The following is a 23,182-nucleotide window of genomic DNA, read 5'->3' as shown; positions in this document are numbered from 1 at the left end:
ACTCAATCAAACGAATCCCCCCGTTGAGGTAGCATCAGACCATGGTATTTGTCGTTCCGCGCGCGTCCTGGCTACTGCTGGCGGTGCTATTAGTCAGCCAGGCAGGCTATGCCCTGGACGGCAGTCGGCTAAAGCAGCGCGCGGACGCGGTGCTCACCTTAATGAGTTACACCGTGGTACCTGACGTTACCGCCAGCGATCTGAATATTGGCTCCGGCGCGAATGAGAAAAACGAACTAACCCTCACCCAATTCGGCGGCGGCGCAACGCTGAGCGACAGCTTTCCTCTCTATCTGGAAGGCACCCTCGGTTACAGTCGCTACGATCCGCAATTTGTGGTCAGCGATGGTGCCCAGAGCCGTACCATTCCCACCAAATGGAACAGTCTGACCGCTACCGGCGGCGTCGGCTGGGACTTTCCATTGTATCAGGACCGATGGGGCGGAAAACTGGTGCTACGGCCTATCTTCAATTTGATGCTGGGCACCATGGCCAGCGATGCACGCCTCGGTCGCTGGGCGCTCGAACGTAAAACGGATGCCGATATTCGCTTCCTCGATGGTGGGCGACTGAACGCTTATGGGTTGGGCGGGTCGTTAATGCTTGATTATGAACTGTTTTCCAAAACGCAGGATATTGACATAGAAGCGCGCTATTCCGCGATGAATTTGCAAACCTTCGGTAGCACATCAGAAGCGGTCCAGGGGCAGGCCAGCGCCGAAAATCTGGGTATCTACCTTCGTCGACGCGCGCCGATAGCCGACTGGACGCTGCTGAAAAGCCCGGTGCGCTACGTGCTGGAAGGGGCTCATACTATCTATCTTGGCGACCAGCGCGGTGAACTCGGTTTTGATAGCCTGAGTTCGCTCGGCATTGGCCTGGAGCTCGACAGCAGCCAGTATCCGGTATTTATCACCCGTACCCGACTGGTGGCCCGCTATATGTTCGGTAATAACACCGAAGGGTATGGCCTCGGTTTAGCGATGAGTTTCTGAGTGATATTACCCGTTTTCATGATTGCGCTATTTTTTTCATTTTTATTGGCAATATTTTCTTCGCTGATTCGTCTACCTCGATACATACATTTTTATGAGGTAATTGACGATGAGAGATTTTGAACGACGCGGGCATCATCACCAGGGTTTTGGACGTCACAGAATGGCGCGGCCGCTGATTATCGGCGCGGTGATTGTTGTGGTGCTGAGTCTGGTCGTGATGTCGCTATGGAACGCATTGCTGCCAGCTATCTTCGGGGTGAAAAGCATCGGTTTCTGGCAGGCTTTGGGATTACTGGCGCTGTGCCGTATCTTGTTTGGCGGTTTAGGTTTTCATCGCGGTATGTTTGGTATGGCGCAGGCGCGTCGACGCATGCATGAACGCTGGATGACCATGACCCCGGAGCAGCGAGAGGAGTTTGCCCAACGTTTCGGCCGCCACGGACATCGCGGCCGTTGCGGCTGGCATGAACGTCGCGGTGGGCAACCGACTGACGATAACCCATCGGCGAAAGCGCCGGATGCCGAGTGAACGAGGTAAACAACGCGATGGCGGGGGAATCACGGCTGCTGTCTGCGCTTGCCGCCTGTCGTGCGCGTTTAAGCGCGTTTATTCGCGGTAGAACCGCCGTACGTGACGATGCCGATGACATCCTGCAGGAAGTCACCCTGCAACTGATGAAGGTCGAGCAACCGGTGGAGAACGTGGCGGCATGGTTATTCCGGGCGGCGCGTAATGAAATGACCGACCGGTCGCGTAAGAAGCGCGAGTTGCCATTAACATTCGATACTGATGAAGATGGCGATGGCGGCTTTGCCGAGGATGAGCTGGCGGAAACGTTGTTTGGCGTCGCGCAGACGCCGGAGGAAGCCTATCTTAAAGAACTGCTGTGGGAGGCTTTAACCGAGGCGCTGGCGGAGCTGCCGCCGCTGCAGCGTGAAGCCTTCGAGAAAACCGAGCTGCAGGGCTATAGCTACAGGGAGCTGGCGGCAGAGAGCGGCGCTAGCGAGCAGGCGTGGCTGTCGCGTAAACACAAAGCGGTGCTGTTTCTGCGCAGCCGTTTGCGAACGCTTTACGATGAACTTACCGCGCCTTAATTCATGCCCGGCGGCAGATAGCGCCGGGCTTTATTTTATCTGTATTTCTATAACATTGTCGCCAGCCACTCGGCGAAGACGCGCACCTTGCGCGAAACATGACGATGGGGATAAATAAGCGATAACTTCCTGGAGGGAACCGGATTATTCGGCAGGACTTCAACCAGCTCGCCGCTTTTCAACCAGGGGTGAAGGAAAAGATCCAGACCCTGCATAATGCCGAGTCCAGCAAGGCCAGCGGCGATGTAAGTCTCTGAATTATCCACCACCAGTTTACCCGCTAGCGAAATGTTCTGCTGCCCGGCGTCAGTCTGAAACACCCAGCGCATGGTCTGATGATTACTGTTATTCAGCCAGTTGATCGCCTGATGATGCCGCAGGTCGTCAAGGGTTACGGGAACGCCGTATTTCGCCAGATAGGCCGGGCTGGCGCAGGTTTTCATACCGACGGTACCGAGATGACGTGCGATATAGTCACCGTCTTCAAGCTCGCCAATGCGCAGGACGCAATCGAGGCCCTCGCGAAGCATATCCCGCCGCCGGTCGGAGCTGCTCAGCACAATTTCAATCTCCGGATGTTGCTGATAAAAGGCGGGGAGATTCGGCACGACCACTAACTTCGCCAGAGCGATAGGCATATCTATGCGCAGTTGACCACGTAGCGGACGCTGCGGGGCGAAAGATTCCATAAGGTCGTCGGCCTGCGCCAGCAGAGGTTTACTACGACGATAAAACGCCTCGCCATCAGGGGTGAGGTGGATCTGTCGGGTGGTACGCTGCAGAAGCCGAACGCCGCAGTGCTGCTCAAGCTGCTGTAGCGCTTTCGTGACCGCCGGGCGATGGATCTGCAGATTCTCGGCGGCGCGCGTAAAGCTGCCAGACTCGATAATCTCGATAAAAATCTTAATAGATTCAAACAGATTTAAGTTCATTTGTGCCAATGTGCTCCGATGACAACATCGTATTTCACTTTGATTATTACTTATTTAATAACAGTGAAGGATAACTTTTACTATTTTTCCCAACAATAAAGCGGCCTACAGTGGCGTCATCCCAGCGCTAAGCGCCAGAAAACACACTAAGGAAGCCGCATCATGCAAAACCATTCTGTTAGCCATATTCTCGGTATTGAAAAACCTGTCATTCAGGGGCCGCTATCCTGGCTAACCGACGCCCGGTTAGTCGCCGCAGTCAGTAATGCCGGCGGGCTTGGCGTATTAGGGCCGAATGCGGGTTTAACCGCGCAAACCGTCGTCACGACGCCGCAGGAAACGGCAGAAAAGATGCGTGAAGAGATCCGTAAAACGAAATTACTCACCGAGAAACCTTTTGCCGTCAATCTCATTCCGACGGTTGAAAACGATATCTGGACGCCGCCGATTGTAGAAGTAGTAAAAGAAGAGGGGGTTAAAGCGGTGGTTTATACCGGCTATGGTCAAGGAGCTATCATTCCCTCGCTGTTTGCCACGCTTAAGCAGGCCGGGATCAGCATTATTTATCGTGATATTAACCCAACACCGGAAAACAGCCGCGAGGCCGAGGAGATGGGCGCTGATGTTATTGTCGCCACCGGCTTCGACGAAGGCGGAACGCTTCCGGGAACGGCGCTAGGGACGTTTTCAATCGTGCCATTGATTGTTGATGCGGTGAAGCGTGTGCCAGTGCTGGCGGCTGGGGGGATTACCGACCGGCGCACCGCCAGGGCCGCCCACGCGCTGGGCGCGCAGGGGGTATTTGCCGGCTCCGTGTTTATCAGCACTACCGAGAGCCGCGTGCCGCCATCGGTGAAAGAGATGATCGTGCAAGCTAACGGCCTGGATTTGCAGCTATTTCGCACATTGCCGGATTACTATCGTTCGCTGCCGGGCAAATTAGCCGCCAGACTGGTAGCGTTAGATAAATCCGGCGCCAGTAATGAAACCATAGCCGCGGAAATGGGCGGTTTACGCGGTCTGCGAATTGGTATGCTGGAGGGCAACACTGACGAAGGCTACATTTCACTGGGAACCGGCATCGGCAGTATTCAGCGGATCAAGAGCGTAGCGGAAGTGGTGGAAGAACTGACGGTTTAATCTGCCTTCCCGCGCTATCACCCGGAAAACAGAAACTCCCCGTTTGCGACAACGGGGAGGGTGATAGCCGGAATTAGCTACCCCAGCGCTGCTGCAGATACTGAACCGCCTGCTGGGTTTGCGGCTGGTTAAGGTTGTTTTCACGAAACAGAATCGTCCCCTGAATACCCGGTGTGGTTTCATTGAGGTCGATCTGTTTTTTCAGCTCCGGCACGCCGCCGTCGACCATCCAGTCTGGTTCATTTTTTGACGGTTCGCCGACTTTATACAGCGCCACGCCGATATAGAGCCGGGTGTGAGTGGGTTTCACGACATCGGCCCACCACTTAGCCAGCACATCATAGCGCGCGGCGTCGCGGGCGAACGGCCAGTACAACTGCGGCGCGATATAATCCAACAGCCCTTGTTGAACCCAACTGCGGGTATCGGCATAGGACTCATCATAAGCCGCCGCGCCGCGGGTGTCAGAGCCGGCCGGATCGTGGGAGCGGTTGCGCCATACCCCCGCCGGGCTGACGCCAAACTCAACCTGCGGATTGAGTTTCTTGATGGTCTGTGAGACCTGCGCTATCAGCTGTTGGGTGTTGTGACGCCGCCAGTCGGCTTTCGAGGCATAACCCTGGCCATATCGCTGATAGGTTTGATTATCGTTCAGCGTCGATCCCGGCGTCTCAGTATAGAAATAGTCATCAAACTGCACGCCGTCGATGGGATAGTTTTGCACCACCTCCGCCACGATACTGGTGATCCAGTCACGGACTTCCGGGATCCCAGGGTCGAGCACAAAGCGATCGCTGGCGGTGCGTATCCAGTTGCGGTGGAGGACAAATACGCTGGCGGGGACCTGAGTCAGGGTGTGGTTAAGCTCGGCGATGGTAGCGGGTTTGGTATTAACCGATACCCGATACGGGTTGAACCACGCGTGAACTTTCATCCCGCGTTTATGCGCTTCATCGAGCATAAACTGCAGCGGATCGTAGCCGGGATTTTCGCCAATTTTGCCGGTCAACATGTCTGACCACGGCAAGATGTGGGAATCCCACAGCGCGGTGCCGTCCGGTTTGACCTGGAAGAAGACGGTATTGATGCCCAGGCGTTGCAGATTGTCGAGTTTGGCGATCAGCGCCAGCTTCTGCTGGCTGATGCGGCTTTCCGGGCTACTGGCGATAATTGAACCCACCGGCGGCCAGTCGAGACGGGAAACCGTGGTGATCCAAACGCCGCGTACTGGCTGCTGATTTTTTGCCGATTTTTGCGTAACGGGCGGTTTGCTGGCGGTCACCAGCGATTTTGGCGCTTTACTGGTGCAAGTCACGAGCAGCAATACGGCGGCAGCAACCGCGCCGAGCCGGGTCATGCAGGTGACGGAGAGAAGGCGACGAGAAGCGATAATCATTACTCCCGTAGGCATGTAGACGCTTGAAAAATCACATTGTCTTATGATTCCCCCACCAGGGCAAGCCGCGCTCCGATGCAAAGAAAAAGAAAATGCCTTTTGTCTGGTATCTGTACGCGTAACGTGCAGAACTAACGACAACCTTTCACAGCAGTTAGCTGAAAAAGCAGAATTAACCTGGATAATTAGCTGGTCAGTTGTGTTACAACATATTACGAGACGCACAGCTAAGGAGAATCCGATGCGAAAAATATTATTGCTGGCCGCCGTTTTGCTGGCATCCGCACCGATCGTCACCCAGGCCGAGGAGATTACGCTTTTACCGGCTATTAAACTGCAGATAGGCGACCGGGATTCCTACGGTCATTACTGGGACGGCGGCCGTTGGCGTGATAAAGACTACTGGCATCGTCATTATGAATATCGCGACAAGCACTGGCGAAAGCTAGAGAAAAAACAGCGTAAAGCCTACGAGAAGGGCTACCACGACGGTCGTAAAGATGCGAAGAAGCGTGAGAAAGAATACTATAAACATCACAAGAAGCATCATCACTAAAACATTAACGGGGCCATCAGGCTCCGTTTTTTAGCTACTGCAATTCACCCCTCAAGATTCAACTCATTATTCGCTGCTGTCGATGGTTTGCGTAAACTGTCTTTAGAAGCCTCCCGCAATAATGTCAAATATCACTTTGATTTTTTACAGCATCAGTATTACCTGATGAAAATAAAAATAGCCTACCAAGATTGGTGGGCAAATTTACCGCGAAATGTTTTTTAAGACTATTCCATATTCACAGCGAATGAAAAATCCGATTTGCAAAATAATTAAATATATCTTTTAAATCACATGGTTAAATTACACTTTCTTTTGTATGGTCTCTGGTATTACACTTTTTCGGCGATTGTTCGACTTTCTGCGCTAAAAGAGCGAGTGAGATTAATCCTAAAAATTTAAATACGCTAACCACCCATAACTACGAGGCGAAATTGCGTATTGAATTGACACGATCGATCTGTAAAATTGTGTGGTGATAGTTAATGAAATGTAATAAAGGGATCCACTGCGGTGAAGATTCGTGCGGTAGCTATGGCCATATCACAGCTGGAACCCTTTTACGCACAGTGATTAAGGATATTCAGACTTGTTATTCAAGCAGGGATAACCCTTAAGAAAATAATAGCATTGCAATGGAAAAGCATATGAAAACGCGAGTGTTTTTAGCCGCTATGATTGCGGTTTCACTGGCAGGGTGCGAAGCGCCGCCGAAGCCGCAAATTACCGATGACACCATTGAAACCACGCAGGTTAACGGCGTCAATTTGACCCATCGCCATATTGTTGTTCCTCCAACGGAATTTACCCCGATTAACGCAGAATATCGCGCGCTGTATTCCGCCGCGGTAATGAGCCAGGCAGGGTATGGCGGCAAAGTGATTGTGCAATTAGTTCCAGGTGCTAATTATATTGCATTGGGGCAGGCCCAGGACGGCTGGATAGCGTTAGCCAATGAAGGTCAGGAAAATTTAATTGGCTATGCTCCGGCCAATGCCGTTGTCAAAAGTGAGCTGTATGATAAAACGGTCCGTGAACAGTCGAAGCGCCCGAAGGCGCGTAAGAAAGCGACCTGCGTGAGCGTCGACGGAAATACCAAAGCCTGCAAAAACGGCAATAACGGTACCTGGATTCTGGATTAATCCCGCCTTTACGAGCGACACCGTATGAATAATAACTCTCTTTTACGCCAGGTCATGCTGGCGTTTTATTTGTTTCTTTTTACGTTGGTTAGTGGATGTGGTTCGTCTTCACACAGCGACCCTGCCCGATACAATCTTCAGTTCCAGGCCCACCCGCAAATTAACAGCTCTGCGCCATTAAAGGTCAGAGTGTTAGTGCTGAAATCCGACGCGGAATTCATGTCCGCCGATTTCTACTCCTTACAAAATAACGCGCAAAAAGTTCTCGCCGGCAACCTGCTGAACAGCGATGAATTTTTCCTGATGCCGGGGCAACTGGCAAAAAAACTCAGCGGGCAAAGCTCGCCGGAGGCGCGTTATATCGGAGTGATGGCGGAATACCAATCTCTGGATGGTAAAAAGTGGCGCATTTCTCTTCCTCTGCCAACGCCTGGCGAAACCCCTTTCTGGCAGTTCTGGAAACTGTCGGCAGATCAACTGCAAGCCAATTTATATCTTGACGTTAACGGGATCCGCGTCGTGCAGCAATAGCGCGAGCCCTAACAGGAAATTTGTATGAATAAAGCAGAAAAGGTGGTCTGGACCGAAGGTATGTTTTTGCGTCCGCATCACTTTCAGCGGGCAGAAAGCTACCTGCAAACGCAAATTCGCGAATGGGGCGGATTACAGCGCTCCTGGCTATGGGGTTTTCTTGAGATTGAACTTGATGATGCGATGCTGCGTCAGGGCTGTATTGCCCTGAGCTATGCCAGCGGCCTGCTGCCGGATGGGACTTTCTTCCAGTTTCGCGATGCTCGTCAGGGCCCGGCGCCGTTGCAGATCCCGGATAACATCGCTGGCGAAAAAGTCGTATTGGCCTTGCCGGTTCGTCGCGGCGGTCGGGAAGAGGTTATCTTCAGCGAGGAAAAAGACTCGCTGGCGCGATTTACCGCGTTTGAACAGGATGTGGAAGATGACAATGCGCTGTCGGTCGGCGATGCCACCGTGCAGTTTGCCCGCCCGCGGCTCACCCTGATGCTGGAAAAGGATTTGACCGCCGAGTGGACGGCTATCGGCGTGGCGTTCATCGCCGAGAAGCGCAACGATAACGCCGTAAAACTCGATAATGGCTACATCCCGCCGATGCTTAACGGCATCAATCATCCTTTGATTTACGCGATGATCAACGACTTGCATGGTCTGCTGGCGCAGCGTAGCCAGCAAATCGGCAGCCGGCTCCGACAGCCGGGGCGTTTTAATACTTCCGAATTAATTGAGTTCACTCTACTTGCGCTGGTCAATCGCCATCTCGGCCATCTCTCACATCTCAAAACGCTGCCGTTAGTTCATCCCGAGTCATTGTGGAATAGCTGGCTGCCGTTCGCCGCCGAGCTGACGACCTGGATGGCGCAGCGCGGTCCGGATGCTGCGCTGCCGATTTACGATCATGACGATCTCGCGAGCTGCTTCGGCAAACTGATGCTGTTGCTGCGCCAGGGGTTATCACAGGTAATGGAAGACAACGCCATCCAACTACCGCTGATAGAACGATCGCATGGGTTGAACATCGCGACGGTACCCGAGAGCAGCATGGTGCGTGATTTCGGATTCGTATTGGCGGTTAAAGCCAGCGTACCAGGTGATGTTCTGCAAACGCACTTCCCGGCGCAGATGAAAGTCGCGCCGGTGAGCAAAATTCGCGATCTGGTGCAACTACAGCTACCGGGTTTGATCCTGCGCGCTATGCCCGCCGCGCCGCCGCAAATTCCGTGGCATGCCGGTTACAACTACTTTGCAGTCGAAAAGGGCGGCGAGCTGTGGAACGACATGGAGAAATCTGGCGCCTTCGCCCTGCATCTGGCAGGCGAGTTCCCCGGCCTGGATATGGAATTTTGGGCTATCCGTAGCCCGTCGGAATAAGAAAGCGAGCGTTGATGATGCAGGAACAACAGGCCGCTGCCAGTCATGGCGTGAGCGGCAATAATCCCCTGGTGACGGCCGCCAACCCATTGCTAAATGCGATTCCCCAGATCCGTCATTCGGTATCGCACGATGACCAGGCCGGTTTGCGCCAGCGTTTGATTGATGAAATCCGCCGTTTTGAAGTGCGCGGTCAGCAGGCGGGGTTACCCTACGAGGTGATAGTCGGCGCTCGTTACTGCCTGTGTACCGCACTGGACGAGGCGGCGGCCTTAACGCCATGGGGGAGTAGCGGCGTCTGGTCGGGCAGTGGTCTTTTAGTGACCTTTCATAACGAAACCTGGGGCGGGGAGAAGTTCTTCCAGCTATTGGCGCGCCTGTCGCAGAATCCACGCGAACACATCAATCTTTTGGAACTGATCAACTACTGTTTGTTGCTCGGTTTTGAAGGGCGCTACCGGGTAATGGATAACGGCCGCACGCAGTTGGAAACCATCAAGCAGCGCCTGTGGCAGATGATTTGCGGCGTACGCGGCGGCTACGCACCGCCGTTATCGGTTCACGGCGAGGATCGCCCGGTGCTGCGTAAACTGTGGCGTCCGGTGGTGCCGCTATGGGCCTGCGTCGCGCTGGCGGGGTTCGCCGCCTGTCTGTTCTATATCATTCTTAACTGGCGGCTTGGCGATGCCACCAACCCGGTGTTGGCGAAAATTTACCAGACGCCGTTGCCGGAAGCGTCGATTGCTCAGCCGGCGGAAAAATTGCCGGCGGTACTTAACCTACGAGGTTTTCTGCGCCCGGAAATTGCCGAAGGGCTGGTTGCGGTACGTGATGAAGCGGACCGCAGCGTGGTGATCCTCAAAGGCGACGGGCTCTTTGCTTCGGCCTCAACGGTGGTGCGCGATCGCTACGACCCGGTCATTGACCGCATTGCGCAAGCGATGAACAACGTCAGCGGACGCATTCTGGTAGTCGGCTATAGCGATAACGTGCCTATCCGCAGCGCGCGCTTTGCCTCGAACTACGAACTGTCGCTGGAACGCGCGCGATCGGTACAAAAACAGCTGCAAAATCATCTGACGCAGCCCGAACGCGTAAAAGCCGAAGGGCGAGGGGAAATGAACCCCATCGCGCCGAATACCACTCCTGAGAACCGTGCCCGTAACCGCCGTGTGGAAATTACTCTGCTGGTGTCGCCCGATAATACCCGGGCTGAGCTGAACGGATTGCCCCAAGGAAATTAAGGATGCTGACACTTCTGCTTTCCATACTGACCAACCGGCTGCTATGGGGTTTTCTCGGCGCCACGGCGGTGGCGGCCGTCATTTGGATGATTGGCCCGCTATTGTCGATTGTCGATACCCGGCCGCTGGAGTCGGAACAAAACCGCGTTATATCTATTGCGCTGGTCTACCTCATCTGGGCGCAAAGCCACATTCTGCCGCGTCTGTACAACGCCTGGCTCAACCGCAAGCTGATGGATAACCTGAAGGAAGACACGCCGAAGGGCAACGATCCGCAGCAGCGCCTCAATAGCGAAGACCAGATCCTCGCCGATCGCTTTGATGAAGCCGCGCAAATGTTGAAAAAAGCGCACTTCAGTAAAACAGGTAATGGTCAGTGGACCCAGCGCTTTAGCACCCACTATCTGTATCAGCTGCCGTGGTATGTGATTATTGGCGCATCCGGCTCCGGTAAAACCACCGCCTTAGCGAACTCCGGGCTGCAGTTTCCGCTAGCCGACCGCTTCGGTAAAACGGCGTTACGCGGCATCGGCGGCACGCGCAACTGTGACTGGTGGTTTACCAACGAAGCCGTGCTGCTGGACACCGCCGGGCGCTATACCACCCAGGAGAGCGAGCAGGCGCAGGACGCCAGCGAGTGGCTGAAGTTTATGGGGTTATTGCGGAAATACCGCCGCCGCCAGCCAATTAACGGCGTTATCGTCACGGTAAGTATCTCCGATCTGTTAACGCAATCGACGGAGGCCTCGCGGCAGCAGGCGGTTAATCTGCGCCAGCGTCTCTCTGAACTACATGAACAGTTGGGTATTCGTTTCCCGGTGTACGTACTGGTGACGAAGGCCGACCTGCTTAAAGGCTTTCGCGCCTGGTTTGCCGGTTACGACAAGGCGCAGCGCGATCAAATCTGGGGCTTCACTTTCCCGTGGGAGCAGGCAAGCCTTGCTGACTTCGATCTGATGGGCCGCTTTACCCAGGAGTTTGCGTTACTGCAACAGCGGCTTGAAGCGGGGCTGCCGGATACGATGCTGCAAGAGCATGATGCCAAAACCCGCGCCGAAGCCTGGCTGTTCCCGCAAGAGTTTGCGGCGTTGCGGCCGCTGTTAGCGGACTATCTTAGTACCGTTTTTGCCCGCTCTAACTTTGAAACCGAGTTTTCACCGCGCGGCATTTATTTCGCCAGCGGCACCCAGGAAGGGTTACCGTTCGACCGCGTGATGGGCGAACTCAATCGCGCGCTGTCTTTGCCGCAGGGAAATGAAAACGACAACTGGGACTCGGTCAGTAAAGAAGCGCCCATCCCCGGCGCCAAGGGCCAGAGTTATTTCATTAAAAACCTGCTGCAAAACGTGATTTTCCAGGAAGCCGGCATCGCCGGGCAGAACCGTTGGTGGGAACTGCGTAACCGCGCAGCGATCTGGTCAGGCTATGCGGCGCTCGCGGCGCTGTTAATCATTTCATGCGTACTATGGCTGACAAGCTACGGCAAAAATAAGGCCTACCTGCAAGAAGTCTCGGCGAAGGTACCGCAGGTTGAGCAGCAGAGCAAAGCGCTGCAAAACCCCGAGCAGCGCGATCTGTTCGCCATGCTGCCGCTACTCAACGGCCTGCTGGAATTGCCGAAGAGCGCCGACTTTGACGTCAACGACCCGCCGGTTAGCCGCCGGATGGGACTCTACCGCGGTAATGATGTCAGCGACGCCTCGCAGACGCTGTATCAAAAAGCGCTACAGCAAATGCTGCTACCGGATGTCGCCATGCGTATCACTACCTGGTTACGCAACGACAATGGCAGTGACGCCGAATATAGCTACGAGGCGTTGAAAGCCTATCAAATGCTCTATCAGCCCAAGCAGTATGACGGCAAGTTTTTACTCTCCTGGGTGATGCTTAACCTGCAGCGTAACCTGCCGCAAAACGTGACGCAGGCGCAGCTACGACAGCTGGAAGGGCATCTGGTCCAGCTACTGGAACCGCAAATCCAGTCCTCGCCGTATGCCAAAGACGATGCGCTGATCGCCCGCGAACGGGCGTTGATTAACCAGCAGCCGCTCTCCTCAAGAGTGTATGGTCGGCTGAAACGTCTGCTTGAGCATGACGACAATCTGAAAGCGGTCTCGCTGGCGACGCTCGGCGGGCCGCAGAGCGAACTGGTGTTCTCGCGTAAAAGCGGTACGCCGATCGCGGAAGGCGTGCCCGGTCTGTACACGCCAGATGGCTACTGGAAGGTGTTCAATAAACAGATCGATAACGTGACCAGCGCGCTGCATGAAGATGATATCTGGGTGCTGGGCGCCGCCAGCGCGTCGGAAGATAAACAGCAAACCGATAACGCCGTCCGTCAGCTCTATATGCGTGATTTTATCGCCAACTGGGATCGCTTCCTTGCCGATATTCAGCTCAACAATAGCGCCGATTTGTCATCGCGGATCAACACCGCGCGTCTGCTTTCAGCCAGTAACTCGCCGCTGCGCCGTCTGGTTATCAACCTGAGTCAGGTGCTGAACCTGGCGCGCGCCGAGCCGGATACGGTTAAAAGCGAAAGTTCAGCCGAGCAGGGCAACCGCGCGACCCGAACGCTGGAAGCGCTTTTCCGCCATGATGAGGGTGGCGCAACCCAGGGCGCGGCGCTTAGCCAGACGCCGGAACAGCTGGTAACGGAACACTACGCGCCGCTGATCGAACTGGCGCAGCCGTTGGAAAAGGGCGGCAAAACGATTGTGTTCGATGATTTCCTCAAACAGATCGACGAACTTTATCGCTACCTGACGGCGGTACAGGATGCCGCCAACAGCGGTATGCAACCGCCGGGCGGCGATGCCATTAGCCGTCTGCAGGCCAGCGCCGGGCGCTTACCGGGCGGCCTGCAAACCATGTTCAGCAAAATGGCGGTAGGCGCCAGTAGTGATACCCAGCGCCGCGATCTCGATAACGTACGTAAACGGATTAGCGTGGAGGTCGGCGGTTTCTGCCGCCAGGCTATCGCCGGGCGCTATCCGCTGGTTCGCAGCGCCAGTAGCGAAGTCACGCCGGACGATCTGGCGCGTATGTTCGCGCCGGGCACCGGCATGATGGATACCTTCTTCCGTGACAACCTGACCAATAAAGTCGATACCACGCAGTCCAGCTGGCGTTTTATGCCCGGCATCGATGGCAAAACGTTGCCGGGTAGTGAAGGGTTATTAAGGCCTTTCCAGCAGGCGCAATCGATCCGCGACGCGTTCTTTGCCAATGGCGCAACCACGCCGTCATTTAAAGTGACGGTGCGCACCATCAGCATGGACAACCGGATCCTCAACCTGACGCTGGATGTTGATGGCCAGCAGTTGCGCTACAGCCACGGTCCGCAGGCGGTGCAAATGATGAGCTGGCCGGGGCCGGGCGGAACCAACCAGGTGCGTATGCAACTCGGTCTGGCCGATGGTACCACCTCGACGCTGGTGACCAGCGGCTCATGGGCGCTGAACCGCTTTTTTGATAAAGCGCGCACCGCGCCCGGCAGCAGCAGTTTGAGCCGTCAGGCAACGTTTAATGTCGATGGTTACCAGGTCACGCTGGAGTTTGCGCCGAACAGTATCCGCAATCCGTTCCAGCTTCCCCGTTTCTCATGTCCATAACCGCAAGGAAAGCCGAATGACTCACGCCCCTGCGATGAGCTGGTACGGGAAACTCCCCAGTACCGGCGATTTTTTACAACGTCGATTTCCGGACATGCTGGTTCGCCAGTGGTCGCAATGGTTTCAGGTTGGGCTGATGGCCTGGCAACAGGAGCAACAGCGTAGCGGCGAACGCCAGTTCAGCAACGCGCCGGTATGGAACTTTATCGTTCCGCCGATGTTGAGCGGCCAGATGGTGCAGATGGGGTGTCTGATCCCAGGGCGCGACCGGGTAGGTCGCCAGTATCCTATCTGCGCGCAAATGGCCTTCAACTCGCTGGAGTGGTCGCCTTCGATCCTCACTCAGGCCGGAGAGTGGTATCAGCAGGTGGGCAGAACGCTGCTGCATGCGGTACGCAATGGCTATTCCGCTGAACAACTTGACCAGGCGCTACTCGCTATTCCGGCGCCAAAGCTGGTAGAGGCGGAAAAGCGTTCGGAAATACTCGACGTGATTGGCTATCAGCAAGATGGGCAAAGCTCCCTTGGCTGGCAGCAGGCGGCGGACTGTTTTGATCCGCAGCGTCAGACCAGTTTTTGGTGGACCAACCGCGCCGATGGTTATCCGCTCTATACCCACGTCCATAGCGGTAATTTGACCGGCCAGCTGTTCACGCTGCTGTTTGATCCCGCCGGGGGCGCGAGACCGGGCCGTCACGGTCTGTATCCGCCGATGTTTGAATAAGCAGGTAGGCCATGAATATTGATGAATTCCTTGCTCCGGTTAGCGCGGAGCAGCCCTGCGGTGAAAACCTCGAATATGACGCCGACTTCCAGGCAATGGAACAAGCGATGCAGGGTAAAGCCGAGCAGCAGTTTGGCGACACCATCATCCCGGCGGAACCCGCTGACTGGACGACGGTAGAAAAGCTGGCGGCGGGGTTACTTAGCCGCACCAAAGATTTACGCGTCATGCTGGCGCTGACTCAGGCGTGGACAAAACGCCGCGGCCTGAGTGGCTACGCGGATGGCCTGCTGTTGGTGCAACAGGCGCTGTCGCTTTACTGGCAGCCAATTTACCCGTTGCTGGAAGAGTATGGCGAAACTGATCCGTTTTACCGCATCAATGCGCTCGCGGGGCTGAGTGATAAATCAGCGCTGACCAGCGCGTTACGCAATGCCGTGTTGTTACGCAGTAATGGCGATGAACTGCTATTGCGCGATGCGCAGGCGCTGCTCGATGGCAGTAAAACCGAATGCGCGGATTATCCCGGCGGCCGTTCGCGATTGATTGATGAACTGGCCCGCGGCGGACAGCCGGGGATTGACGCCATCCTCGCCATTCACCAGCGCTTGCAGACCATCCGCGAAATATTAAGCGATTGTCTGGGTGAAAGCGGCGTGCCGGAAATGGAACAACTGCAGAAGACCGTCGGTATCGTCGCCGGCGCCTGCCAGATAACCGATATTTCGTCCTTTCACGCGTCCCGCGAGGAGAGTGCCGTGAGTGAACATCAAGCGATTCCCAACGCGCCGCCGCCGTCTGCCGTTGACTGGCGCAGCGCGCAAATCAGCAGCCGCGCCGAGGCGCAGCAGATGCTGGAAAAAGTAAAACAGTACTTCGCTCAGCACGAACCGAGTCACCCCGCGCCGCTGATGATTGAACGGGTACAGCGGCTGATTGAGCTGGATTTTATGGACATCATCCGCGATTTAGCGCCGGACGGCGTTCATCAACTGGAAAACATTTTTGGACGTCGCGACTGACGCGTCCGGACATTATGGCGACAGGCATAAGGTCTGGCGCTCAACCTTTACCGCGCATCTTCGATGGAGAACATCATGGCAATAAGTAAAAGTGGGCAGAAATTTATCGCACGCAACCGTGCGCCCCGCGTACAGATCGAGTACGACGTAGAGATTTATGGTGCGGAACGCAAAATCCAGCTTCCGTTTGTAATGGGGGTGATGGCGGATCTGGTGGGTAAACCGGTCGACAATCAACCGGCGGTCGATGAACGTAAGTTCCTCGACATCGACATTGATAACTTCGACGAACGTATGAAAGCGCTGAAACCGCGCGTCGCTTTCCAGGTCGACAATACGCTGACCAACGAAGGCAAACTGAACGTCGACTTAACCTTCGACAGCATGGACGACTTCCTGCCGGATGCCGTGGCCCGCAAAGTGGAGCCGCTGAACAAACTGCTGGAAGCCCGTACCCAGCTTTCGAATCTGCTCACCTATATGGACGGCAAAAACGGCGCGGAAGAGCTGATTGCCAAAATTTTGCAGGATCCGACGCTGCTCAAATCGTTGAGCCAGATGCCGAAACAAGATGACAGTGCGAAAGGTAGCGAGGAGTAATCGATGAGCAACCCGACTCAACAACATGAGCAGCAGTCCAGCCAGGCCTTTAGCCAGGATGAATTCAGCGCGCTGCTGAACAAAGAGTTTCGCCCGAAAACCGACCAGGCGCGTTCCGCCGTTGAGAGCGCGGTAAAAACCCTCGCGCAGCAGGCGCTGGAAAACACCGTCACGTTTTCCAACGACACCTATCGCACCATCCAGAACCTGATTGCCGGTATCGATGAACAGCTGTCGCGGCAGGTGAATCAGATCCTGCATCATGACGAGTTCCAGAAACTGGAAAGCGCATGGCGCGGCCTGAGCTACCTGGTCAACAACAGCGAAACCGACGAGATGCTGAAAATCCGCTTTATGAGCATCTCCAAGCAGGAGCTGGGGCGCACTCTGAAGCGTTACAAAGGGGTGGGCTGGGACCAGAGCCCGATCTTTAAGAAAATTTATGAGCAGGAGTACGGCCAGTTTGGCGGCGAGCCATTCGGCTGCATCGTCGGCGATTACTATTTCGACCATAGTCCGCAGGATGTGGAATTACTGGGTGAAATGGCGCGTATCGGATCGGCTGCGCACTGTCCGTTTATTACCGGTACCGCACCGGAAGTGATGCAGATGGAGTCCTGGCAGGAGCTGGCGAACCCGCGCGACCTCACCAAAATCTTCCAGAATACCGAATACGCCGCCTGGCGTTCGCTGCGCGAGTCGGAAGACGCGCGTTATCTGGGGCTGGTGATGCCGCGCTTCCTGTCGCGCCTGCCTTACGGGATTCGAACCAACCCGGTGGACAGTTTTGATTTTGAAGAGCAGACCGACGGCGCGGATCACAACAATTACGCGTGGGCCAACTCGGCGTATGCGATGGCGGCGAACATTAACCGCTCTTTCAAAGAGTTTGGCTGGTGCACCTCCATTCGCGGCGTGGAATCCGGCGGCGCGGTGGAAAATCTGCCTTGCCACACCTTCCCGAGCGACGATGGCGGCGTGGACATGAAATGCCCGACCGAGATCGCCATCAGCGATCGCCGCGAGGCGGAGCTGGCGAAAAACGGCTTTATGCCGCTGATCCATCGCAAAAACTCCGACTTTGCCGCCTTTATCGGCGCGCAGTCGTTGCAGAAACCGGCGGAATATCATGATGCCGACGCCACGGCGAATGCACGTCTGGCCGCGCGTCTGCCGTACTTGTTCGCCTGCTGCCGTTTTGCTCACTACCTGAAGTGCATTGTGCGCGACAAAATCGGCTCCTTCCGCGAGCGCGATGACATGGAACGCTGGCTGAACGACTGGGTGATGAACTACGTTGATGGCGATCCGGCTAACTCGTCGCAGGAGACCAAAGCGCGCAAACCGCTGGCGGCGGCTGAAGTGCAGGTAGCGGAGATCGAAGACAACCCGGGTTACTACACCGCGAAGTTCTTCCTGCGTCCGCACTACCAGCTGGAAGGGCTTACCGTGTCGCTGCGTCTGGTTTCCAAGCTGCCGTCGCTGAAAACCAAGGAAGCGTAATATGATGCCGCCGGGAGGCGACTCCCGGCAGGTACAACGCCATGGAAGGAGGTAAAGAAATGAAATTATTACCACTCTGCACGCTGGGACTGCTCACGGTGCTGACGCCATTTACTGTCGTCCAGGCGGCTGATGATTCCGCCAATTTACTACGCGATCCCAATCAACTATCACGTAATGATGTGCGGTTGAGCGGCGAAAAGTTTCTCAAGGCCTGGCTGGCGCAAGACAATACCCAGCAGCAGTTAAAGGCCAATATGTATCTGCTTGGCGTGATGGATGCAACAGAAGGTAAAGCCTGGTGCGGTTATCAGCAGGCACTGCCGGGATCGCTTCGAGAAAGCGTCTACAGCTATTTCAAAAAGCTGCCCGACGAGCGAATAAAACAGCCTGCGGCGATGCTGATTACCGAAGCGTTGGCGAAGGAGTTGCCTTGTCATGGATAACCACTGGAGAATAAAAATGAACGCCAGACCTTCTTTTGTAGCCGCATGGGCGGCGGCAACGCGCATTTACGACGCTAACGATCCTATTGGTAAAGTTAAGCGAGTCATCGGTGGAAAAGTGAAACACAACTTTGAAATACCGGAACAGCAGGGTGGCTGGTCAAATAGCTGTGCCGTACGCATGAGCTATGTGTTGAACTATACCGGGCATCCAGTGCCGCGTATTGCCGGACTGACAGTATCTGGCGCAGATAACAAATGGTATTTCTTCCGGGTTAAAGATGTTATCGCCTGGCTGACCCGCCAGTGGGGTAACCCCGATATGATCGTTAGTTATCCTTCTTTACCCGTTCAGCAGTTGGCTAATACAAAAGGCGTGATTTTGTTCGAAGTACAGGGCTGGAGCGATGCCGCTGGCCATGCCACTTTTTGGAATGGCTTAACCTGTTCGGATCACTGTTATTTCAATGCCCAGGACACTAATTACACGACGACCAAAGCCAATTTTTGGGAGTTGCCATGAACAGAATCATTATCAGTCTGCTGCTTGCTAGCAGTGCGTCGGCTTATGCCTGGGACGACCCGGTATTGTTTGTTAAACAGCTACCCTATAAGCAGGTTGTTAAAGACGTGGTTTTATCCCGCTGTCTGGCGCAGGTAGCCGATGATAAAAGTCAGTTTTCTGTGGATGCTGCGCGCAGTAGCAATGCGTTGCTGGAGTGGGTGCCTTTCGATATTGAAAACGGTAATGACAAAATTAACGCCATTATTACTAAATACAAAAGTGCCACCAATGACTTTCATTCCGAGAGACAACCCGCAATTCAGGGCGTCACTTTGAATTGTTTGCGCCTTTATCATAGTACGGAACTGGATCAATTAACTTCGCAGATAATCATCGGTGATCCTAATAAAACCTGGAATCAGGATAACCCGCATTAATTTCAACTTTGCATTCCTGCTATTTCACAGCATGAGTGTTAAGACCAGCAATGGGCTTAAGCCTGTTGCTCTGAGGCAGAGGTAAAATATGGATGGTTTTATTCAGCCCCATGCTTTCCTGTTTGCCATATAAGTGCTTTTTCGAAAGCAATAATTTTCATTAACGAAGAGTAGATATTATGGCTATTGATATGTTTCTGAAGGTCGAGGGTGTAACCGGTGAATCAAAAGATTCTAATCACACCGGTTGGACTGATATTACCTCTTTTTCCTGGGGCGCATCCCAGCCGGGTAATATGAGCGTGGGCGGCGGTGGCGGTGCGGGTAAAGTGAATTTCAACGACCTGCACGTAAATGCGCTGATCGACAAATCCACCACCGCGATTCTGAAGCACTGCTCCAGCGGCAAGCACCTGACCAAAGTTGAACTTTCGGTCTGCAAAGCCGGTGGTCAGCAGGTTGAATATGCGCGAATCACCCTCGAAGATGTACTGGTGACTTCCGTGCAGTACACCGGCGCCGATAACGGCGACACCGTTGGCGTAACCTATGCCTTCCAGGCGGCGAAAGTGAAACAGCAGTACTGGGAGCAGACTTCCGCTGGCGGTAAAGGGGCAGAAAGCAGCGCCGGCTGGAATATCAAAGAAAATAAAGAAGCATAATTGCCTACGTGCCGGGGATTTTCCCCGGCCATTCTCAATCAAGGAGGAAGGATACATGGCAAATTTGCAGGAAGGGGGTTATCGTTCTCTTACTATCGGCGAGATAGCATTAGCACGTTTGGTTTTTGGCGACGCAATAAAATATTCTGAAGTTAAAGGACATAATAAAATTTACTTACCATTTAACATGCAATCAAATAATGTTGTAATGACGCCTAATGGTGAAATGTATTGATCGGCGGGCATGGTTATGAGTAAATTTTTTATTATATTGGCGTTCACAATCATGATAAACGCCTGTGTACCTCACCCGGCACAATATCAGACGTTTTCAGTAACACTAAAAAACAATGAACCTTGTTTTGCTCTCCCCGTTAACTCAGGGCTGGAAGCGCCTATCACTAGTTCTTCGCCCACCATTATGAAAAAAACGGCCAATGAATGGAAACCAATATCACCGCCAGCGACGTTCAGCCCTACCGCGATGTTAAATAGCCAGCAGTGTCACCAATGGAGTGGTATTACATGGCAAGCTGGAGAATATGATGTTGCACTAAAGGTGTCTGGTAAAAACGATTCCGTTCGTTATGGTGCTCGATTCTCCTTAGTAGAAAGTGCTTCAGGGCAATTTAAGCTTACACAGACTGAATAAAATGTGCCCCCGCAAACGCCGCCGTTCTTATTTCGAGAGCGGCAGCGTTTGTGCGCCAATCATATCAGCAGGAATAGGCTATGCGATTCACGATTATTTCGACCAAAGCCGGTCATCAGCCCCCGCAGGGCAGCTGTGACTTTTACGCGCCGGGCGGTACCATTGGGCGCGGTACGGACAATAACCTGGTGCTGCCGGATGACGACCGCGCCATTTCTCGCCTGCAGGCCATCGTTCACGTGGCGGCAGACGGCGAGTGCAAAATTACCAATCGCGGCAACGTGACGCGGGTGGTACTCAACGAGATCCCGCTGGAGCGGGGGCGTCAGGTTGAACTCCAGGATGGCGATATCCTCGCCATTGACGACTATCGTATCGAAGTCAGCGATCTGCTGCAGGATAGCCAACCGATAAGCCGAATGGCGGCGAGCGGTCAGCCGCCTGTCACTGCGAAACCGTCAACACCTGCGCCATCCGCAGCGCCCACCGTGGCGGAAGCCGCGCCAACCGCGGTGCCGTCAGAAATCTGGGATAGCCTGATGCAGGAATTCTCGATTGCCGACAGTATTTCCAGCAGCCGGGCTAAGCCGCAGGCCGATAATGCGCCGAATCCCTTCGCAGAGCCGAAGCCTGCTGAACGTAATCCGGAAGATCCGCTGGCGATGTTCGCTGATAGCGAACCGCTGTTTGAGCGCCCGCCGGTGGCGACGGACGACCTGTTTGCCGATGACACCCCATTTGATCGCGATAGTATCTTTGCCGACGTTACGCCAACGACGCTGGTGCCGCCAGTTGAAAAACCGGCTCAGCCTGTCGCCGATGAGCCGCAGGCAGAATTAGATCCGCTGGCGCTCTTTGGCGGCGACGCTAGCGCCAAAACCGCGCGTCATGACGATCCGCTGGGGCTAATGGGCGGCGCGCCGCTGACATCGGTAGATGCCTTCAGCAACGAAGAGCCTGCTAAAACGGTTGCCGACGAGCCTGATGCCGCTTTTGATTCGCCATTATTGATGGCCCAGCCGCCGCAGGAGCCGCCCGCGGCAGCGCGTGAAGAAGCGCCGGAAATAACCTTACCGACGCCGCAGGCCGTGGCGCGGCAAGCCGCCCAAACGCCAAAAGGGCGCTTGCGTATCGATCCCGTGCGTCATGAACATCAGGCGACCAGCACGCCGCAGCCGAGTAACGGCGAAGTGCTGCAGGGAGAGTTACTGGAGGCCTTACTGGAAGGCATGGGGCTCGGCGATATGCAGCCGGTCCCGCAGTTCGACAAAGAGAATATGCGACAGCTTGGCCAAATGCTGAGCATGTTCTCGCAGGGAACCGTCGCGCTGCTCTCTTCGCGTTCGATCCTCAAACGCGGTGTCAAAGCCGATATGACCATGGTACTGGACGACGCCAATAACCCGTTCAAGCTGTTGCCTTCGGGCAAAACCGTGCTGATGCAGATGTTCGGCGCGCGGATGCCGGGCTTTATGCCGCCGAAAAAATCGGTACGCGATGCGTTGATTGACCTGCAGGCCCATCAGTTAGGGATGATCTCGGGGATCCGCGCGATTATCGCCGCGATGCTGCAGTCCTTTAACCCCGAGCAGCTGGAAGAAGAGGCTAAACGCGATGGCCACACTTCGCGTCTGGCGCTTCCGGCCAGCCGCAAAGCGGCGTTATGGGACTATTTTGTCCGTACCTACGGCGAAACCGCCGGGGAAATTGAAGACGATTTCCACACCCTGTTTGGCGAAGCGTTCCTCTATGCCTATGACATGGAAGTGAATCAGTACAAAGACTCACAGAGCGGATCGGAAGAATAATGGACATTACCACGGCTTCTCTTTCCCGCCAGGGAACGCGCGCCAGCAATCAGGATCAGACCGGCGAATGCGTGGGTGAGCGCTCCGCCTGCTTTGTGGTCTGCGACGGTATTGCCGGGTTGCCCGGCGGCGAGGTGGCGGCGGAACTGGCGCGCAACGCGATTCTGGATCGGTTTGACGGCGATAATCATCTGAACGCCCAGACCATTCGCCAGTATGTACAGCAGGCCAACGGCGCCATTCTCCAGCAACAGCAGGCGACGCCGGATTATCGGCGAATGGGCACCACGCTGGTGAGCCTGTTTATCGATCGCGATTATAAGCTGGCCTATTGGGCCCACGCCGGTGATAGCCGGTTATACCTGTTTCGCCGCGGCTGGCTGTACCACGTCACCACTGACCACAGTCTGGTCCAACAGATGAAAGATGCCGGACATCAGACCGACGATATTAACAGTAATCTGCTGTACCGGGCGTTAGGCATGGCCAGCGACGGCGCGGAAGCCAGCTATAGCGATGTGGTGCCGGTGGAAGACGGCGATGCCTTTTTGCTCTGTACCGATGGTTTCTGGCACGGCGTTGGCGAAGAGCAGATGAAATCCTCCCTGCAGATGGTCAATACCCCGCAGGAGTGGTTAACCCTGATGAATCAGTATCTTCAGAGAAACAATGACGGCGACCAGGCCTCGCAAGACAACTACAGCGCCGTCGCGGTATGGATGGGCAGTCCGGAAGAGGCGACGCTGCTGCACTCGCTGGCCGACGCCGCACAATTTTTCCCCCTGCGGGATTGAGACAGGCTAAGAA

At 54.9% G+C, this 23,182-nt stretch carries 24 protein-coding genes; 22 read left to right on the top strand and 2 right to left on the bottom strand.

From position 1 onward, the window contains the following. Positions 1 to 41 precede the first annotated feature (41 nt). The 3 genes from ABLV17_RS23000 to ABLV17_RS22990 all read left to right on the top strand — a co-directional run bounded on the left by ABLV17_RS23000 (position 42) and on the right by ABLV17_RS22990 (position 2,093). On the top strand, positions 42 to 995 hold the full coding sequence (locus ABLV17_RS23000; protein WP_308959193.1) for a hypothetical protein: 954 nt from the start codon (positions 42 to 44) through the stop codon (positions 993 to 995). A gap of 109 nt (positions 996 to 1,104) precedes the next feature. Next, positions 1,105 to 1,527: a hypothetical protein gene (locus ABLV17_RS22995; RefSeq protein WP_308959194.1), complete on the top strand. Its 423-nt coding sequence runs from the start codon at positions 1,105 to 1,107 to the stop codon at positions 1,525 to 1,527. Between the two features lie 17 nt (positions 1,528 to 1,544). Further along, on the top strand, positions 1,545 to 2,093 hold the full coding sequence (locus ABLV17_RS22990) for an RNA polymerase sigma factor (protein WP_015366547.1): 549 nt from the start codon (positions 1,545 to 1,547) through the stop codon (positions 2,091 to 2,093). Positions 2,094 to 2,140: 47 nt separating this feature from the next. On the opposite strand, the gene ABLV17_RS22985 is transcribed toward ABLV17_RS22990, so the two are convergent. Next, positions 2,141 to 3,025, bottom strand: coding sequence for a LysR family transcriptional regulator (locus tag ABLV17_RS22985; RefSeq protein ID WP_308958970.1), 885 nt, complete (start codon positions 3,023 to 3,025; stop codon positions 2,141 to 2,143). Positions 3,026 to 3,187: 162 nt separating this feature from the next. On the opposite strand from ABLV17_RS22985, the gene ABLV17_RS22980 reads away from it, so the two are divergent. Then, positions 3,188 to 4,165: a nitronate monooxygenase gene (locus ABLV17_RS22980; RefSeq protein WP_213316099.1), complete on the top strand. Its 978-nt coding sequence runs from the start codon at positions 3,188 to 3,190 to the stop codon at positions 4,163 to 4,165. Between the two features lie 73 nt (positions 4,166 to 4,238). On the opposite strand, the gene ABLV17_RS22975 is transcribed toward ABLV17_RS22980, so the two are convergent. Then, positions 4,239 to 5,522, bottom strand: a complete 1,284-nt coding sequence (locus ABLV17_RS22975) for a glycoside hydrolase family 10 protein (RefSeq protein WP_032715566.1) — start codon at positions 5,520 to 5,522, stop codon at positions 4,239 to 4,241. A gap of 280 nt (positions 5,523 to 5,802) precedes the next feature. On the opposite strand from ABLV17_RS22975, the gene ABLV17_RS22970 reads away from it, so the two are divergent. The 18 genes from ABLV17_RS22970 to ABLV17_RS22885 all read left to right on the top strand — a co-directional run bounded on the left by ABLV17_RS22970 (position 5,803) and on the right by ABLV17_RS22885 (position 23,169). Next, the gene (locus tag ABLV17_RS22970) at positions 5,803 to 6,117 is read left to right on the top strand and encodes a DUF2502 domain-containing protein (protein WP_087860815.1); all 315 of its coding nucleotides are present in this window, start codon (positions 5,803 to 5,805) and stop codon (positions 6,115 to 6,117) included. A 647-nt stretch (positions 6,118 to 6,764) separates the two neighbouring features. Then, the gene (locus ABLV17_RS22965; protein WP_015366552.1) at positions 6,765 to 7,259 is read left to right on the top strand and encodes a hypothetical protein; all 495 of its coding nucleotides are present in this window, start codon (positions 6,765 to 6,767) and stop codon (positions 7,257 to 7,259) included. Between the two features lie 24 nt (positions 7,260 to 7,283). Beyond that, positions 7,284 to 7,790, top strand: a complete 507-nt coding sequence (tssJ, locus tag ABLV17_RS22960) for a type VI secretion system lipoprotein TssJ (protein ID WP_101704605.1) — start codon at positions 7,284 to 7,286, stop codon at positions 7,788 to 7,790. A gap of 24 nt (positions 7,791 to 7,814) precedes the next feature. After that, a complete protein-coding gene (gene tssK, locus ABLV17_RS22955) occupies positions 7,815 to 9,158 on the top strand; it encodes a type VI secretion system baseplate subunit TssK (RefSeq protein ID WP_308958971.1) in 1,344 nt (447 codons plus the stop codon). Between the two features lie 17 nt (positions 9,159 to 9,175). Continuing rightward, the gene (locus ABLV17_RS22950) at positions 9,176 to 10,402 is read left to right on the top strand and encodes a DotU family type VI secretion system protein (RefSeq protein WP_161799899.1); all 1,227 of its coding nucleotides are present in this window, start codon (positions 9,176 to 9,178) and stop codon (positions 10,400 to 10,402) included. Positions 10,403 to 10,404: 2 nt separating this feature from the next. Then, complete coding sequence (gene tssM / locus ABLV17_RS22945) at positions 10,405 to 14,016, top strand: type VI secretion system membrane subunit TssM (RefSeq protein ID WP_348854685.1); 3,612 nt, start codon at positions 10,405 to 10,407, stop codon at positions 14,014 to 14,016. A 16-nt stretch (positions 14,017 to 14,032) separates the two neighbouring features. Next, positions 14,033 to 14,740 carry a type VI secretion system-associated protein TagF gene (tagF, locus tag ABLV17_RS22940; RefSeq protein ID WP_087860813.1) on the top strand — a complete coding sequence of 236 codons (708 nt, stop codon included), beginning with the start codon at positions 14,033 to 14,035 and terminating at the stop codon, positions 14,738 to 14,740. Between the two features lie 11 nt (positions 14,741 to 14,751). Beyond that, a complete protein-coding gene (tssA, locus tag ABLV17_RS22935) occupies positions 14,752 to 15,762 on the top strand; it encodes a type VI secretion system protein TssA (protein WP_047048471.1) in 1,011 nt (336 codons plus the stop codon). A 75-nt stretch (positions 15,763 to 15,837) separates the two neighbouring features. Continuing rightward, the gene (gene tssB, locus ABLV17_RS22930) at positions 15,838 to 16,362 is read left to right on the top strand and encodes a type VI secretion system contractile sheath small subunit (protein WP_015366559.1); all 525 of its coding nucleotides are present in this window, start codon (positions 15,838 to 15,840) and stop codon (positions 16,360 to 16,362) included. Between the two features lie 3 nt (positions 16,363 to 16,365). Next, complete coding sequence (tssC, locus tag ABLV17_RS22925; RefSeq protein WP_015705459.1) at positions 16,366 to 17,865, top strand: type VI secretion system contractile sheath large subunit; 1,500 nt, start codon at positions 16,366 to 16,368, stop codon at positions 17,863 to 17,865. Positions 17,866 to 17,924: 59 nt separating this feature from the next. Next, positions 17,925 to 18,311, top strand: a complete 387-nt coding sequence (locus tag ABLV17_RS22920) for a Rap1a/Tai family immunity protein (RefSeq protein WP_228302251.1) — start codon at positions 17,925 to 17,927, stop codon at positions 18,309 to 18,311. Between the two features lie 16 nt (positions 18,312 to 18,327). After that, complete coding sequence (locus ABLV17_RS22915; RefSeq protein ID WP_182941316.1) at positions 18,328 to 18,834, top strand: type VI secretion system amidase effector protein Tae4; 507 nt, start codon at positions 18,328 to 18,330, stop codon at positions 18,832 to 18,834. Continuing rightward, complete coding sequence (locus ABLV17_RS22910) at positions 18,831 to 19,253, top strand: T6SS amidase immunity protein Tai4 family protein (protein ID WP_113373351.1); 423 nt, start codon at positions 18,831 to 18,833, stop codon at positions 19,251 to 19,253. Before ABLV17_RS22915 ends, ABLV17_RS22910 begins: the two co-directional genes overlap by 4 nt. Positions 19,254 to 19,432: 179 nt before the next feature. After that, the gene (locus ABLV17_RS22905) at positions 19,433 to 19,915 is read left to right on the top strand and encodes a type VI secretion system tube protein Hcp (RefSeq protein WP_015366565.1); all 483 of its coding nucleotides are present in this window, start codon (positions 19,433 to 19,435) and stop codon (positions 19,913 to 19,915) included. 55 nt (positions 19,916 to 19,970) lie between these two features. Further along, the gene (locus tag ABLV17_RS22900) at positions 19,971 to 20,150 is read left to right on the top strand and encodes a hypothetical protein (RefSeq protein ID WP_113373352.1); all 180 of its coding nucleotides are present in this window, start codon (positions 19,971 to 19,973) and stop codon (positions 20,148 to 20,150) included. A gap of 9 nt (positions 20,151 to 20,159) precedes the next feature. Next, entirely contained in the window at positions 20,160 to 20,567 is a 408-nt protein-coding gene (locus ABLV17_RS22895; protein ID WP_213316095.1) for a putative T6SS immunity periplasmic lipoprotein, read from the top strand. Between the two features lie 80 nt (positions 20,568 to 20,647). Then, the gene (gene tagH / locus ABLV17_RS22890; RefSeq protein ID WP_348854682.1) at positions 20,648 to 22,375 is read left to right on the top strand and encodes a type VI secretion system-associated FHA domain protein TagH; all 1,728 of its coding nucleotides are present in this window, start codon (positions 20,648 to 20,650) and stop codon (positions 22,373 to 22,375) included. Beyond that, a complete protein-coding gene (locus tag ABLV17_RS22885; protein ID WP_015705455.1) occupies positions 22,375 to 23,169 on the top strand; it encodes a protein phosphatase 2C domain-containing protein in 795 nt (264 codons plus the stop codon). The genes tagH and ABLV17_RS22885 overlap by 1 nt, the downstream gene beginning before the upstream one ends. The last annotated feature ends 13 nt before the right edge of the window (positions 23,170 to 23,182 follow it).

The sequence above is a fragment of the Klebsiella sp. CN_Kp091 genome, from assembly GCF_040065095.1.
Classification (GTDB): Bacteria; Pseudomonadota; Gammaproteobacteria; order Enterobacterales; family Enterobacteriaceae; genus Klebsiella; species Klebsiella aerogenes.
This window is presented reverse-complemented; position numbering and strand designations above follow the sequence as displayed.

What these genes read in the sequence shown, in the direction of transcription:
- ABLV17_RS23000 (WP_308959193.1), top strand. Translation starts at nt 42, where the DNA reads ATGGTATTTGTCGTTCCGCGCGCGTCCTGGCTACTGCTGGCGGTGCTA.
- ABLV17_RS22995 (WP_308959194.1), top strand. Translation starts at nt 1,105, where the DNA reads ATGAGAGATTTTGAACGACGCGGGCATCATCACCAGGGTTTTGGACGT.
- ABLV17_RS22990 (WP_015366547.1), top strand. Translation starts at nt 1,545, where the DNA reads ATGGCGGGGGAATCACGGCTGCTGTCTGCGCTTGCCGCCTGTCGTGCG.
- ABLV17_RS22985 (WP_308958970.1), bottom strand. Translation starts at nt 3,025, where the DNA reads ATGAACTTAAATCTGTTTGAATCTATTAAGATTTTTATCGAGATTATC.
- ABLV17_RS22980 (WP_213316099.1), top strand. Translation starts at nt 3,188, where the DNA reads ATGCAAAACCATTCTGTTAGCCATATTCTCGGTATTGAAAAACCTGTC.
- ABLV17_RS22975 (WP_032715566.1), bottom strand. Translation starts at nt 5,522, where the DNA reads ATGACCCGGCTCGGCGCGGTTGCTGCCGCCGTATTGCTGCTCGTGACT.
- ABLV17_RS22970 (WP_087860815.1), top strand. Translation starts at nt 5,803, where the DNA reads ATGCGAAAAATATTATTGCTGGCCGCCGTTTTGCTGGCATCCGCACCG.
- ABLV17_RS22965 (WP_015366552.1), top strand. Translation starts at nt 6,765, where the DNA reads ATGAAAACGCGAGTGTTTTTAGCCGCTATGATTGCGGTTTCACTGGCA.
- tssJ (WP_101704605.1), top strand. Translation starts at nt 7,284, where the DNA reads ATGAATAATAACTCTCTTTTACGCCAGGTCATGCTGGCGTTTTATTTG.
- tssK (WP_308958971.1), top strand. Translation starts at nt 7,815, where the DNA reads ATGAATAAAGCAGAAAAGGTGGTCTGGACCGAAGGTATGTTTTTGCGT.
- ABLV17_RS22950 (WP_161799899.1), top strand. Translation starts at nt 9,176, where the DNA reads ATGCAGGAACAACAGGCCGCTGCCAGTCATGGCGTGAGCGGCAATAAT.
- tssM (WP_348854685.1), top strand. Translation starts at nt 10,405, where the DNA reads ATGCTGACACTTCTGCTTTCCATACTGACCAACCGGCTGCTATGGGGT.
- tagF (WP_087860813.1), top strand. Translation starts at nt 14,033, where the DNA reads ATGACTCACGCCCCTGCGATGAGCTGGTACGGGAAACTCCCCAGTACC.
- tssA (WP_047048471.1), top strand. Translation starts at nt 14,752, where the DNA reads ATGAATATTGATGAATTCCTTGCTCCGGTTAGCGCGGAGCAGCCCTGC.
- tssB (WP_015366559.1), top strand. Translation starts at nt 15,838, where the DNA reads ATGGCAATAAGTAAAAGTGGGCAGAAATTTATCGCACGCAACCGTGCG.
- tssC (WP_015705459.1), top strand. Translation starts at nt 16,366, where the DNA reads ATGAGCAACCCGACTCAACAACATGAGCAGCAGTCCAGCCAGGCCTTT.
- ABLV17_RS22920 (WP_228302251.1), top strand. Translation starts at nt 17,925, where the DNA reads ATGAAATTATTACCACTCTGCACGCTGGGACTGCTCACGGTGCTGACG.
- ABLV17_RS22915 (WP_182941316.1), top strand. Translation starts at nt 18,328, where the DNA reads ATGAACGCCAGACCTTCTTTTGTAGCCGCATGGGCGGCGGCAACGCGC.
- ABLV17_RS22910 (WP_113373351.1), top strand. Translation starts at nt 18,831, where the DNA reads ATGAACAGAATCATTATCAGTCTGCTGCTTGCTAGCAGTGCGTCGGCT.
- ABLV17_RS22905 (WP_015366565.1), top strand. Translation starts at nt 19,433, where the DNA reads ATGGCTATTGATATGTTTCTGAAGGTCGAGGGTGTAACCGGTGAATCA.
- ABLV17_RS22900 (WP_113373352.1), top strand. Translation starts at nt 19,971, where the DNA reads ATGGCAAATTTGCAGGAAGGGGGTTATCGTTCTCTTACTATCGGCGAG.
- ABLV17_RS22895 (WP_213316095.1), top strand. Translation starts at nt 20,160, where the DNA reads ATGGTTATGAGTAAATTTTTTATTATATTGGCGTTCACAATCATGATA.
- tagH (WP_348854682.1), top strand. Translation starts at nt 20,648, where the DNA reads ATGCGATTCACGATTATTTCGACCAAAGCCGGTCATCAGCCCCCGCAG.
- ABLV17_RS22885 (WP_015705455.1), top strand. Translation starts at nt 22,375, where the DNA reads ATGGACATTACCACGGCTTCTCTTTCCCGCCAGGGAACGCGCGCCAGC.